General features: G+C 45.9%; 16 protein-coding genes. 14 read left to right on the forward strand and 2 right to left on the reverse strand.

Annotation, left to right across the window (positions count from 1 at the left end; translation table 11 throughout):
- Positions 1–34 precede the first annotated feature (34 nt).
- Genes BW931_RS06500 through BW931_RS06510 form a run of 3 tightly spaced genes read left to right on the forward strand, consistent with a single transcriptional unit; the run spans position 35 to position 2608 of the window.
- On the forward strand, positions 35–1060 hold the full coding sequence (locus BW931_RS06500) for a methionine ABC transporter ATP-binding protein (RefSeq protein WP_076570956.1): 1026 nt from the start codon (positions 35–37) through the stop codon (positions 1058–1060).
- Positions 1053–1721 carry a methionine ABC transporter permease gene (locus BW931_RS06505; protein WP_008587203.1) on the forward strand — a complete coding sequence of 223 codons (669 nt, stop codon included), beginning with the start codon at positions 1053–1055 and terminating at the stop codon, positions 1719–1721. Before BW931_RS06500 ends, BW931_RS06505 begins: the two co-directional genes overlap by 8 nt.
- Before the next feature lie 29 nt (positions 1722–1750).
- The gene (locus BW931_RS06510; RefSeq protein WP_008587205.1) at positions 1751–2608 is read left to right on the forward strand and encodes a MetQ/NlpA family ABC transporter substrate-binding protein; all 858 of its coding nucleotides are present in this window, start codon (positions 1751–1753) and stop codon (positions 2606–2608) included.
- Positions 2609–2658: 50 nt separating this feature from the next.
- Here BW931_RS06510 and BW931_RS06515 read toward each other — a convergent pair whose 3' ends face one another.
- The gene (locus BW931_RS06515) at positions 2659–2934 is read right to left on the reverse strand and encodes a hypothetical protein (RefSeq protein WP_008587207.1); all 276 of its coding nucleotides are present in this window, start codon (positions 2932–2934) and stop codon (positions 2659–2661) included.
- Between the two features lie 345 nt (positions 2935–3279).
- Here BW931_RS06515 and BW931_RS13615 point away from each other — a divergent pair, with 345 nt between their 5' ends.
- From BW931_RS13615 to BW931_RS13510, 11 genes are all read left to right on the forward strand, one after another.
- Positions 3280–3456 (forward strand): YuzK family famiily protein, encoded by a 177-nt coding sequence (locus BW931_RS13615; RefSeq protein ID WP_200802038.1) that lies wholly within the window; start codon positions 3280–3282, stop codon positions 3454–3456.
- A gap of 336 nt (positions 3457–3792) precedes the next feature.
- Complete coding sequence (gene sufC / locus BW931_RS06520; RefSeq protein WP_008587212.1) at positions 3793–4575, forward strand: Fe-S cluster assembly ATPase SufC; 783 nt, start codon at positions 3793–3795, stop codon at positions 4573–4575.
- Between the two features lie 21 nt (positions 4576–4596).
- A complete protein-coding gene (gene sufD, locus BW931_RS06525) occupies positions 4597–5904 on the forward strand; it encodes a Fe-S cluster assembly protein SufD (protein ID WP_076570958.1) in 1308 nt (435 codons plus the stop codon).
- On the forward strand, positions 5904–7124 hold the full coding sequence (locus BW931_RS06530) for a cysteine desulfurase (RefSeq protein WP_076570960.1): 1221 nt from the start codon (positions 5904–5906) through the stop codon (positions 7122–7124). The genes sufD and BW931_RS06530 overlap by 1 nt, the downstream gene beginning before the upstream one ends.
- Positions 7114–7557 carry a Fe-S cluster assembly sulfur transfer protein SufU gene (gene sufU, locus BW931_RS06535; protein WP_008587219.1) on the forward strand — a complete coding sequence of 148 codons (444 nt, stop codon included), beginning with the start codon at positions 7114–7116 and terminating at the stop codon, positions 7555–7557. The genes BW931_RS06530 and sufU overlap by 11 nt, the downstream gene beginning before the upstream one ends.
- A gap of 32 nt (positions 7558–7589) precedes the next feature.
- Entirely contained in the window at positions 7590–8987 is a 1398-nt protein-coding gene (gene sufB, locus BW931_RS06540; protein WP_008587222.1) for a Fe-S cluster assembly protein SufB, read from the forward strand.
- Between the two features lie 122 nt (positions 8988–9109).
- The gene (locus tag BW931_RS06545; RefSeq protein ID WP_076570961.1) at positions 9110–10132 is read left to right on the forward strand and encodes a DUF2332 domain-containing protein; all 1023 of its coding nucleotides are present in this window, start codon (positions 9110–9112) and stop codon (positions 10130–10132) included.
- A gap of 196 nt (positions 10133–10328) precedes the next feature.
- Positions 10329–10553 carry a helix-turn-helix transcriptional regulator gene (locus tag BW931_RS06550; protein ID WP_076570963.1) on the forward strand — a complete coding sequence of 75 codons (225 nt, stop codon included), beginning with the start codon at positions 10329–10331 and terminating at the stop codon, positions 10551–10553.
- The gene (locus BW931_RS06555) at positions 10534–10947 is read left to right on the forward strand and encodes a hypothetical protein (protein WP_008587227.1); all 414 of its coding nucleotides are present in this window, start codon (positions 10534–10536) and stop codon (positions 10945–10947) included. The genes BW931_RS06550 and BW931_RS06555 overlap by 20 nt, the downstream gene beginning before the upstream one ends.
- An 84-nt stretch (positions 10948–11031) precedes the next feature.
- Positions 11032–11400: a hypothetical protein gene (locus BW931_RS06560; RefSeq protein ID WP_234972594.1), complete on the forward strand. Its 369-nt coding sequence runs from the start codon at positions 11032–11034 to the stop codon at positions 11398–11400.
- Positions 11401–11674: 274 nt separating this feature from the next.
- Positions 11675–11851, forward strand: a complete 177-nt coding sequence (locus tag BW931_RS13510; protein ID WP_159435676.1) for a hypothetical protein — start codon at positions 11675–11677, stop codon at positions 11849–11851.
- 33 nt (positions 11852–11884) lie between these two features.
- On the opposite strand, the gene BW931_RS06565 is transcribed toward BW931_RS13510, so the two are convergent.
- Complete coding sequence (locus tag BW931_RS06565) at positions 11885–12550, reverse strand: YesK family protein (RefSeq protein ID WP_076570966.1); 666 nt, start codon at positions 12548–12550, stop codon at positions 11885–11887.
- Between the last annotated feature and the right edge of the window lie 41 nt (positions 12551–12591).

Raw genomic sequence — 12591 nt, forward strand, 5'->3', positions numbered from 1 at the left:
GACAGCGACTCTTACAGACGCAGGAGGAAAAACAATGATTTCGATTAAAGGTCTGTCAAAAGTGTTCCGAACGAAGGATCAGGATGTACACGCGGTCAGTGACCTCGAGGCGACGATCGACTCCGGTGAAATTTTCGGCGTCATCGGATACAGCGGGGCCGGAAAAAGTACTTTCATCCGCCTGCTGAACCGTCTCGAAGACCCGAGTGGCGGAACGATCAATATAGACGACAGGGAGATTTCTTCACTGTCAAAAGGAGATCTCCGTCTGGCCCGCCAGGACATGGGAATGATCTTCCAGCACTTCAACCTGCTGTGGTCCCGTACAGTGGAAGATAATATCGCTTTTCCACTCGAAATTGCGGGAGTACCGAAGGAGGAAAGAAAGGAACGTGTGGACGAACTGGTGGAGCTCGTTGGTCTCGGCGGCCGCGGGACCTCGTACCCTTCCCAGTTGAGCGGGGGTCAAAAACAGCGTGTCGGTATCGCCAGAGCACTCGCAAATCGCCCGAAAGTCCTTTTATGTGATGAGGCGACCTCCGCTCTCGATCCGGAAACGACCGACTCCATTCTTGATTTGCTCGTCGATATCAATGCGAAACTCGGACTTACCATCGTGCTCATTACTCACGAAATGCACGTCATCCGTAAAATCTGCCACCGTGTGGCTGTAATGGAAGACGGAAAAATTGTGGAAGAAGGTGACGTACTGGACGTATTTTTAAGACCGAAACAGAAAGTGACGAAACGTTTCGTCGACCAGGTGATGGGAGACCCTGACCGGGAATCTTCTCTTTCTCTTATTAAAGAGGAATACCCTCTCGGGGAAGTGGCCCAGTTTCATTTCGTCGGAGAACGTACGCATCAGGCACTGATCAGTGAAGTGTCCCGGAAGTTCCAGGTGGATGTGAACGTGCTCCACGGGAAGATCACCCAGACCCAGAAGGGTGCATATGGTACATTGATCGTGCATCTCGAAGGAGAAAAAGAAGAAATTGAACGGGCTCTGACGTATGTAAGAGAAACGTCTGTAGAAGTGGAGGTGGCCCTTGATGTTTGAACAATTGTTTCCTAACGTTCAGGTTGACGACATGATTACCGCGACGAACGAGACGCTGTTTATGACGTTCTTCTCCGTTCTCGGAACGTTCATATTCGGCCTGCTTCTCGGTCTGCTGCTTTATTTAACAGGCCCGGGAGGCATCTGGCAGAATAAAATAGCGAACTGGATTACCGCAGCTTTCGTCAACGTCTTCCGGGCTATCCCGTTCATTATTCTCATCCTGCTTCTGTTCCCGTTCACCGATTTTTTCGTCGGGACGATACGCGGGCCTTCAGCAGCACTGCCGGCACTCATTATCGGAGGTGCGCCTTTCTATGCCCGTCTCGTTGAAATAGCACTTAAAGAAGTGGATAAAGGTGTAATCGAAGCGGCCAAAGCGATGGGAGCCAAATACCGTACAATCATTTTCAAAGTTCTTCTGCCGGAATCGACTCCGGCTTTGATATCCGGACTTACAGTAACGGCCATCGCTCTGATCAGCTATACAGCTGTAGCGGGAGTGATCGGCGCCGGAGGTCTCGGGGACTTCGCTTACTTTTACGGGTTCCAGAGGAACAGTTTTGATGTCGTATTCGTATGTACCGTGCTTATCGTCATTATCGTATTCGTTTTCCAGTTCATCGGAGACTTCGCTTCCAGAAAACTGGACAAAAGATAAAACTACGTTTTAAAAAAGGAGAGAGTACCATGAAAAAATTTCTACTCACGTTAGCCACTATAGCCCTTGTTTCCCTGCTCGCAGCATGTGGATCGGACAGCTCAGATTCCGGTGATTCGGAAGGATCGGATAAAGAAACATCCGAAATATCCGTCGGCGCCACCAGTGTTCCGCACGCAGAAGTGTTGAAAGAAGCACAGCCGCTTATGGAAGAAAAGGGCATTACGCTGAATATCGAAGAATATCAGGATTACGTCCTCCCGAACCGTGATCTGTCTGAAGGGGAGATCGACGCAAACTATTTTCAGCATATTCCTTACCTGAATACGCAAATGGAAGAGAACGGCTATGATTTCGCCAACCTTGGAGGTATCCACATCGAGCCGATGGGTATCTACTCCAAAGGAATCGAAAGTATCGAAGATGTGGAGGATGGAACGACGGTGCTTATGAGCCGCTCTGTCGCAGACCATGGGCGTATCCTTTCCCTTCTCGAGAAAGAAGGCCTGGTGAAAATCGACCCGGACGTGGATCCGGTGAACGCTAAACTGGAAGACGTCGTCGAGAACCCTAAAAATCTTGAGTTCGACGCAGGGATCGATGCAGCCCTTCTACCTGAAAACTACGAGAGAGAAGAGAATGCGCTTGTCGCCATCAACACGAACTACGCGATCCAGGCGGACCTTAACCCGAGTGAAGACGCCCTTCTTCTCGAAGGTTCCGACTCTCCTTACGTAAACGTAATCGCAGCGAAAAGTGAAGATAAGGACAGCGAAGCATTGAACACCCTGGTGGAAGTACTTCGCTCCGATGAAATCCAATCCTTCATGAAAGAGCAGTATGATGGTGCGGTCGTGCCTGTAGACGGCAGTGACAGCGAAAAATGAAAAGGAAGCACTTCCCCTGACTTGAGTGGGGAGTGCTTCCTTTTTTTGCTTCAGCTATTGTCCGTTTTCAAATTATCTACATAGCGCTTTCCTTCGACGAGAGAAAGTCCGAAAGCCTGCCGTGCTTTTTTGACAGCTTTTATTTCCTCTCCCTGCCCGAGTAATTCCAGCAGTTCTTCATCGACCGGGTAGCCGGAAACGTTTGTCTGTGCTTTGATTGTATCAAGTTTATAATGCAGCCCTTCCACCCGATTTTCTAAATTACTGATTTTAATTGAGAAATAGATGATGACCAGTATGATGATTCCGGAAAAGCCAAATACCATGTACGTTCCCTCCCGTTGTAAATTGCGTATAACGCATATACGGAAGAAGGAGGCGCGAAGTTTCAGAACTTCTGAGGTTCCCGGCATCCGGAATAGGAGAAGGATATTCAAAAAAATGTGTTTAATTTTCCGAGTGCGGGGAATCACCCCCATATAACAACAGAAGAGTATAAAGAAGAGAAAAGGACGAATTATAGGCATGCCTTTCCTGATTTATTCTCAGAGAGTATATCTATACGAAAATGCTGAATAATCATAAGATTTGCGCTTTTGTCTGATTTCTTCTTTGTGCTATTCTTATAGTTGTAAAAACTCTGAAAGGATTGATTAATTATCAGCGACTGTTTGGGTTTAACTTATACGAGTGAAATGGAAAAAGGAATGTTCCAGGCACACGACATTTGCTTTGCGGAATACGGCAGAAAGTTGGAAACCCAGATTCAGGTAGAGAAGAAACGGAGCCGGGAGTATGAAGAAAGTAAGAAAATACACTCGGAAATGGAAAGACAGCTGCACAGATAATGTATAAGTATAAAGGAACCGCCCGTAGAGAAGGATCAGTCTTCTCTCCGGGCGGTTTTTTCCTGCAGGCACGCATGGCACTCTCGCACACTTCATCTCAGCAGACGCCCCTGTCTCCAAATTGAATATCAAAAGATTAATGTAATAGATAACTTTAGCTATTCCTTAAGTTTTTGTTATAATAGGAGATGGTGCAAACGGGAAATGGAAAGGACGAAAAAAGTTGATATCAGCTTTGAAATGATTTAAGATTATAATGAGAATAAATTGAGAATGGTTTTAAATCAACCGACCATACACCCAATAATTGATCACAATACACAGGAGGTATTATACATGGCAGGCTCAACACTCGAAATCAAAGATCTTCATGTTGAAATTGAAGGTTTGGAAATTCTGAAAGGTCTAAATTTAACTCTAAAAGGTGGAGAATTCCACGCGGTAATGGGACCGAACGGAACCGGTAAATCCACACTGGCTTCAGCAGTGATGGGTCACCCTAAATACGAAGTTACCCAAGGTGAAATTCTGCTCGACGGGGAAAACGTTCTCGAGATGGAAGTGGACGAACGTGCCCAGGCGGGTCTGTTCCTTGCTATGCAGTACCCAAGTGAAATCAGCGGTGTGACGAACTCCGACTTCCTTCGTTCGGCGATCAACTCCCGCCGTGAAGAAGGCGACGAGATTTCCCTGATGAAATTCATCAAACAGATGGATGCGAAGATGGATACACTCGACATCGATAAGAATATGGCTCAGCGTTACCTTAACGAAGGTTTCTCCGGCGGAGAGAAGAAACGTAACGAAATCCTTCAGCTTATGAACATCGAGCCGTCTATCGCCATTCTGGATGAAATCGACTCCGGTCTCGATATCGACGCTCTTAAAGTCGTAGCAAAAGGCATCAACGAGATGCGTGACGACTCCTTCGGCTGCCTGATCATCACTCACTATCAGCGTCTTCTCAACTACATCACTCCTGATAAAGTGCACGTAATGATGCAGGGACGCATTGTGAAAACCGGCGGACCTGAACTTGCTCAGCGTCTCGAGGAAGAAGGGTACGACTGGATCAAGGAAGAACTTGGAATCGAAGACGAAACAATCGGCTCTAAATAATCGAAGGTTAGGAGGGATCTCATGGCTGTAGAAGTATCAATGCCATACGACAAGCAATACGTCACAGAATATTCGAACAAGCATAACGAACCGGCATGGATGAAAGAGCTTCGTCTGGCGGCTCTTGAAAAATCGGAGAATCTTCCGATGCCGAAGCCTGATAAAACTAATATAGAGAAATGGAACTTCACCGATTTCTCTCATGACGTGGAAGGAACGAACATCGACTCGCTCGAAAATCTTCCACCGGAAATCCAGAATTTCCTCGATCAGGAGAAAGAAACGGAGAACCTTCTCATTCAGCGCAACCACACGGCTGCATACTCTTCTCTTAACCAGGAACTGCAGGACAAAGGCGTGATTTTCACGGACATTTTCACTGCACTCCGCGATCATTCAGAACTCGTGAAAGAGTATTACATGACAGAAGCGGTAGCTGTAGATGAACACCGTCTCAGTGCTCTGCATGCAGCTCTTATGAACAGCGGTATCTTCCTTTACGTTCCGAAAAACGTGCATATCGAAGAGCCGCTTCAGGCAATCTTCTGGCAGGAGGATGAGCGCGCATCTCTTATCAACCACATCCTCGTCGTAGCAGAAGAGAACAGTTCCGTCACTTACGTGGAAAACTACATTTCCAATAACACGGAAGCTCAGACGTCAGCTAATATCATTACGGAAGTCATCGCAAAAGATAACGCGAAAGTTTCCTTCGGTGCTGTCGACAACTTCGCAGCAGGTACGACCGTCTACTCGAACCGCCGCGGTATTGCAGGCAGAGATGCCCGTATCGAATGGGCGATCGGTCAGATGAACGAAGGGAACACCGCGGCCGAGAATATCACGCATCTCGTCGGTGATAACTCGGAAGGCGATGCGAAGATGGTTGTCGTCGGACGTGGAGAGCAAAAGCAGAACTTTACGACGAATATCCGTCACTTCGGTAAAGAATCGGACGGCTTCATTCTTCAGCACGGAGTTATGAAGGACAAGTCTTCCGGTATCTTCAACGGCATCGGCAAAATCGACCACGGTGCAACGAAAGCGAATGCGGAACAGGAGTCCCGTGTTCTTATGCTCAGTAAGGATGCCCGTGGGGATGCTAACCCGATTCTTCTTATCGATGAAGACGATGTAACAGCAGGTCACGCAGCTTCTGTCGGACGTGTGGACCCGGTTCAGCTTTACTACATGATGAGCCGCGGTATTCCGAAGAGAGAAGCGGAGCGCCTGATCATTCACGGATTCCTGGCACCGGTCGTTAACCAGCTTCCGGTAGAGGCTGTGAAAAATCAGCTCCGTCAGGTTATCGAAAGGAAAGTGAATTAATGGATGTATTGGCGGTACGTGAGGCATTTCCGATTCTTCATCAGGAGGTAAACGGTCATCCTCTTGTATACCTCGATTCATCTGCGACCTCCCAGACTCCGAAGTCTGTCATCGATAAAATTGATGACTACTATAAGCGGTACAACTCGAACGTTCACCGCGGAGTGCATACACTGGGGGCGGTCGCTACGGATGAATATGAAGGAGCACGCGAGAAAGTCCGCTCCTTCATAAATGCATCCAATACGAAGGAAATTGTTTTTAATCGTGGTACGACAACGGGGATCAACACGGTAGCCCAGAGCTACGGCGTGGATAACGTGGAACCTGGTGATGAGATTGTCATTACGGAAATGGAACACCACAGTAACCTGATACCATGGCAGCAGCTTGCAAAGCGCAAAAACGCAACACTTAAATACATTCCGATGCAGGAGGACGGCACGCTTTCCATGAGCGATGTGAGGGATACGATCAGCGACAGAACCAAAATAGTCGCTGTCTCCCATGTTTCAAACGTTCTCGGTACCATCAACCCGATCAAAGAAATCGCAGCGGCGGCTCACGAGAAGAATGCAGTAATAGTCGTGGACGGTGCTCAGAGTGCTCCTCACATCAAAATCGATGTGCAGGATCTGGACTGTGATTTCTATGCCTTCTCGGCCCACAAGATGTGTGGACCGACGGGAATAGGGGTATTGTATGGTAAGAAAGATTTGCTCGATAACATGGAACCGGTAGAATTCGGCGGAGAAATGATCGATTTCGTCAGCCTGTACGATTCCACGTGGAAAGAACTTCCGTGGAAGTTCGAAGGAGGTACGCCGATCATAGCCGGAGCGATAGGACTCGGTGCTGCAATCGATTATCTCGAAAGCGTCGGTATGGAAGAAATCGAGAAGCACGAAGAGGAGCTCATCAGCTATGCGCTTCAGAAGATGGACGACATGGACGGAGTGACTGTCTATGGTCCGAGAGAACGGGCAGGACTTGTCACTTTCAACGTCGATGGCGTCCACCCGCACGATCTGGCTACCGTTCTTGATACGGAAGGGATAGCCGTAAGAGCCGGACACCACTGTGCCCAGCCGCTCATGAAGTGGCTCGGTGTAAATGCAACAGCCAGAGCCAGTTTCTATTTGTATAACACGACGGATGAGATTGACCGCTTTGTGGAAGGACTTCAGAAAACAAAGGAGTATTTTGGCGATGTCATTTAATAACTTAGACACACTTTATCGCCAGGTTATCATGGATCACTACAAAAATCCCCGCAATAAAGGGTCTATCGAAGGCGAGCACATGGCGATCGATATGAATAACCCTACATGCGGAGACAGAATCCAGCTTCAGCTTCAGCTTGAAGATGGAGTGGTGAACGAAGCTAAATTCGACGGAGAAGGCTGCTCTATCAGCCTTTCCTCCGCCTCCATGATGACAGAGGCAGTAAAAGGGAAAACAGTCGAAGAAGCTCTTGAAATGTCGAAACTTTTCTCCGCTATGATGCAGGGAGAAGACGTCGACCCGGAACAATTCGCACTGGAAGATATCGAGGCGCTTCAGGGAGTTTCCCAGTTTCCGGCCCGTATCAAATGTGCCACCCTCTCCTGGAAAGCGATGGAGCAGGGGGTAGAGGAGTCCGAAGAAGCTTAAACGGATGAATCAATATATAAGGAGGTAATATCATGGCTAAGAAAGCTCCAGAAATGGAAGACTATAAATATGGCTTTCACGATAAAGACGTATCTGTTTACAGGACCGAAAGAGGTCTGACAGAACAGGTCGTAAAAGATATTTCCGCACGTAAGGAAGAGCCGGAGTGGATGCTTAACTATCGCCTGAAGTCTCTTGAACAGTTCTACAAGAAACCGATGCCTCAGTGGGGCGGCGACTTGTCAGAGCTTGACTTCGACGATATTACGTATTACGTAAAGCCTTCCGAAAATACAGAACGTTCCTGGGATGAAGTACCGCGGGAAATCAAAGACACCTTTGATCGTCTCGGTATTCCGGAAGCAGAACAGAAATATCTTGCCGGTGTATCTGCCCAGTATGAATCCGAAGTTGTATATCACAACATGCAGGAAGATCTGGAGAACCTCGGCGTTATTTTCAAAGATACGGATACAGCGCTTAAAGAAAACGAAGATCTGTTCCGGCAGTATTTCGCAAAAGCGATTCCGAACTCCGACAACAAGTTCGCAGCGCTGAACTCAGCCGTATGGTCCGGCGGTTCCTTTATCTACGTACCGAAGAATACGAAAGTGGATACACCGCTTCAGGCCTATTTCCGTATCAACTCGGAAAACATGGGTCAGTTCGAACGTACGCTGATCATCGCAGATGAAGGCGCATCCGTGCACTACGTTGAAGGCTGTACAGCACCGACGTACTCCTCAAGCTCCCTGCACAGTGCAGTAGTGGAAATCTTCGTTAAGAAAGATGCCTACTGCCGTTATACGACGATCCAGAACTGGGCGAACAACGTCTATAACCTGGTTACGAAACGTGCTGTAGCGGAAGAGAACGCTTCGATGGAATGGGTGGACGGTAACCTCGGTTCCAAACTTACAATGAAATATCCATCCGTTCTTCTTACAGGTGAAGGAGCACGCGGTAACACGCTTTCCATCGCTCTTGCCGGCGCAGGTCAGCACCAGGATGCCGGTGCGAAGATGCACCACCTGGCACCGAATACTTCATCAAGTATCGTTTCCAAATCCATCTCCAAAAACGGTGGTAAGGTAACGTACCGCGGAATCGTCCAATTCGGTAAAAAAGCGGAAGGCGCCCGCTCGAACATTGAGTGCGACACGCTGATCATGGATAACGAATCCACATCCGATACGATTCCTTATAACGAAATCATGAACGAAAACATCTCTCTCGAACACGAAGCGAAAGTTTCGAAAGTGTCCGAAGAGCAGCTATTCTATCTCATGAGTCGCGGTCTTTCTGAAGAGGAAGCGACTGAAATGATCGTAATGGGCTTCATCGAGCCATTTACGAAAGAACTTCCGATGGAATATGCGGTAGAAATGAACCGTCTCATCAAATTCGAGATGGAAGGTTCTATCGGTTAATAGCTGTAAGACCCCTGTCACGATTCAATTCGTACAGGGGTTTTTTGTTTCGTTATTTTAGTTAAATGTAAATTAGTGTAAGATAAAAGGAAGAGTAACTTACCTAAAGAAGGAGGGAGAAGATGAAGAAGTTGCTCACTGACACGTTCAAGGATTTTGCCGAAAAAGAATGCATTGGTTCCAGTCCGCTTTACTGGGAGCTGAGCCTTAAAATTGCAGAAGACGAAGACATACTGGACCTGTGTACCGAGGTAGAGAAAAGTCAGCCGATACCGAATCTGCTGTTCGGGGCTGTACACTATCTGCTGCTCAAAGATACGGAACACGAACTGAAAGACTACTACCCCAGTCTCGTGGATTTCCCGAAAAGAGACCGTTATCTGTACCGGATATTCAAAGACTTCTGTTTGGAAAATAAGGAAGAAATAAAAGTAATTTTGAAAAATAACATCGTACAGACAAATGAAGTGAGACGCTGTGCCTACCTGTTTCCTGTCTTCTCTTACATATATGCTCAAACACAGAAACCGCTGTCGCTTATAGAGATAGGAACGAGTGCAGGGCTGCAATTACTATGGGACCAGTATGCTTACAGCTACGGCACTGGGAAAACGTATGAAAAAAAAGATTCTGCCGTACATTTGGAGTCGAAAGTACGGGAGGGGAGAATACCGGAACACTTGCTGAACGATGTTCCTCCGGTTGCAGAACGGACAGGGGTGGATCTGAACATTGTGGATGTGACCGTAACAGAAGAGAAATTATGGCTGGAGGCGCTCATCTGGCTCGAACATGCCGACAGACGACGCAACTTTTTGCGCGCCGCCCGAAAACTGCAGCAGCAACCGCTCGCTCTCATAGAAGGAGACGGTGTCTCCCTACTTCCTGAGATTGCGGCAGAAATGTCTGAAGATTCCACTCTATGTATTTTTCACACTCATGTAGCTAATCAGTTCACGAAAGAAGATAAAAACAGGGTGGAGGAGGAAATAAGGAAGCTCAGTGAACAAAGACGGGTTTTCCACGTTTATAACAATATGCAGGACCGCCAATTACACATCGATAGCGTCTTCCGGAGGGAAACAAAAACGAACACACTGGGCGAGACGGACGGGCATGGCCGATGGTTCGACTGGAAGATCTAACTATAGAAAATACAGAATTTCGAATGAGGCGGAGCACAGAATATCTGTTATATATCCCCATGATTGCCCATATCCATACTGTAAAGACGCTTACCTTTATATTGGATAAGCGTCGACTTTTTAGATTTAATGTAATGTATATATTGAATTATGTAATTTATATGTTACTTTATATAGTGAAGGGGGTCTTACATAAGTGAAAAATAACGTAAAAATAGCCCGCGTGCAAATGGATATGACCCAGGCGCAGTTAGCCGAACAAACAGGAGTCACCCGTCAAACAATCAGTTTAATAGAGAAGGGAAAATACAACCCTACGTTAAAACTGTGTCTTGCCATTTGCGACGCGGTACACAAGTCTCTGGATGAACTGTTCTGGATAGATAAGGAGGAGCGGACCGATGATACAAAAAATAAATGACGAACGTTTGAAACGGAAGAATTTGGAGAACACGCGAATTTTATTTATCGTTCAGACCGCTGGAATCATAGGCATATTAGGGTACGATCTGGTTACGAAAGGTATGGAAGGGATGACCGGTAACCCGCTGTGGTTTGTGCTAATTCTCACAGGCATAGTCTCTGCTTATTTATCTATGAGTATAAGCGTGGATCATGAATCAGATAAAAAGTCCCCTAAGAAAGGATTTCTTACTTCGATAGCGGTAATTAGTGTTATTGCAATCGGTCTCGGTGTTGCAGTTACTCTTACTGCGGATTTAAATACGGGAATCCTCATAGGAGCGATAGTTTTTATATGTTTCGTAGTACCTTACTTTTATCTTTATTATTTACGGAAGAAACAGGAAGATTGAAGCAGTGGAACGTTTTCAAAAGGGTTTTGACAAATCACCTGGTTTTATCTAACATAAATTGGAAAGAACATTATTTTCAATGAGGTGCTTATTTTGGAATTAGTCAGTTTCGGAATCATTGTATTCGCGGGCTTGGTTATTTTCTTCGCTTCCGGATGGTTTACCGGTACGGATGAATTTGGCGGGGTCAATACGAGAGATAGTGAACGCTTGAAGATTATTAAACAGAAAGCTATTGTAAGCAGTTGGATTTTACTCGTAATGGTTTTCTTTTTAAGTTCCGTTTTCGAATTCCTGCAATTGAATAACGGAGGGTGGAACTTATTCGGGAGCATTAAACCTGAACTGCTTTATTTGCTTGTTGCTGTTTCCAGCTATCTCGTCTATTACTGGATGTATAAACGTCGCCTAAGCAGCAGTACGTCTCTGCAAGGTAACACAGACAGGAGTTGATTTACTATCGACGTTTTAGTTTTTATTGTCATTTGTTTAGTAATTCTTGCCCTTCCCGTTGCGATAATATATTGGGGAGTAAAACAAATCACCGGTGCGCTGAAACCGAAGATGAATGAGTTTTCGGAACAAAAAGACAGAATAGAATCTTTGGAAACGCGGGTTAAGGTACTTGAAAGAAAGTTGGACGAAAAATAAATAAGCCATTTCCAGGATTTAAGACATAAGACAATTTTTAAAGAGAGTCATGTTAGTAGATTAAGGAGGGGTATCTGTGAAATTGAAAACTCTGGCCGGCATTTTGATGGGTTTCACAATCGGATTCCTGCTAGTAAGCCTTTGGAAGACCGACTTGGACTGGAGTTTGTGGGGAGGGCTCATGATCGGCGGAACGGTCGGGCATTTTATCATGGTAACCTTGAATGGACGTAAGAAAAACAAACAATTATAAGGGGGTGTTGCAATGAAAAATAGTCTTTTGGTCCTATTCACTGGTTTTCTCAGTAGATGAGTGAATTTTCTCTCCCGCAGTCGTACGTACGTTTAACGGCTCCTCAATTTCATCGAGTCCGATATAAATAAAAGGAGACTTGTGAAGATCACTTTGATTCTGAGTCATATTTAAAATAACTTCCGTGCCATTCGTTTGATTGATCTCCTCGACTTCTATTTTCTGACCTGCATATTTTTCGCCAAGCCTTACGAAAATTTCTTTATTTCCTTCTGAAATTGTGGAAACACTATAGTGATTTTCCGTGTTATTCTGGACGGTCATCTGTCCCTGTTCAATAATCCAATAATCGCTTTCGTTTAAACCAGGAACGAGTACGATGGTGAAGAAGATGACGGGTATTACAAACAGACCAATTTTATCGCCACGCGTGAATCTCGTCTGTCTGGCTGATTTAGTCAGGGAAGGTATTGCTATCGCACCGAGTATACTGACCACCAGAATCCCCATTGCCAAAAATATATACCCCATCCCTTCAAATCCTCTTATAAAGAAATAACTGTAGAGAACAATAATAAAAGCTGTGATGAATGTCATTAGTGGAGCCAAGTAGTACCGATTATTAAATTTCGCAATGATAAAGAAGAAACTGAAAATCAGTAAACCCAAAAATAACCCGACAGCCAATATTGAATACACATTCTCACCTCCCGAAAGTCTTTAACGGAATGCAACCTTTT

Source organism: Salimicrobium salexigens (genome assembly GCF_900156705.1).
GTDB classification, from domain to species: domain Bacteria; phylum Bacillota; class Bacilli; order Bacillales; family Halobacillaceae; genus Salimicrobium; species Salimicrobium album.

Coding starts and splice junctions, on each gene's coding strand:
- BW931_RS06500 (WP_076570956.1), top strand. CDS start 35: ATGATTTCGATTAAAGGTCTGTCAAAAGTGTTCCGAACGAAGGATCAG.
- BW931_RS06505 (WP_008587203.1), top strand. CDS start 1,053: ATGTTTGAACAATTGTTTCCTAACGTTCAGGTTGACGACATGATTACC.
- BW931_RS06510 (WP_008587205.1), top strand. CDS start 1,751: ATGAAAAAATTTCTACTCACGTTAGCCACTATAGCCCTTGTTTCCCTG.
- BW931_RS06515 (WP_008587207.1), bottom strand. CDS start 2,934: ATGGTATTTGGCTTTTCCGGAATCATCATACTGGTCATCATCTATTTC.
- sufC (WP_008587212.1), top strand. CDS start 3,793: ATGGCAGGCTCAACACTCGAAATCAAAGATCTTCATGTTGAAATTGAA.
- sufD (WP_076570958.1), top strand. CDS start 4,597: ATGGCTGTAGAAGTATCAATGCCATACGACAAGCAATACGTCACAGAA.
- BW931_RS06530 (WP_076570960.1), top strand. CDS start 5,904: ATGGATGTATTGGCGGTACGTGAGGCATTTCCGATTCTTCATCAGGAG.
- sufU (WP_008587219.1), top strand. CDS start 7,114: ATGTCATTTAATAACTTAGACACACTTTATCGCCAGGTTATCATGGAT.
- sufB (WP_008587222.1), top strand. CDS start 7,590: ATGGCTAAGAAAGCTCCAGAAATGGAAGACTATAAATATGGCTTTCAC.
- BW931_RS06545 (WP_076570961.1), top strand. CDS start 9,110: ATGAAGAAGTTGCTCACTGACACGTTCAAGGATTTTGCCGAAAAAGAA.
- BW931_RS06555 (WP_008587227.1), top strand. CDS start 10,534: ATGATACAAAAAATAAATGACGAACGTTTGAAACGGAAGAATTTGGAG.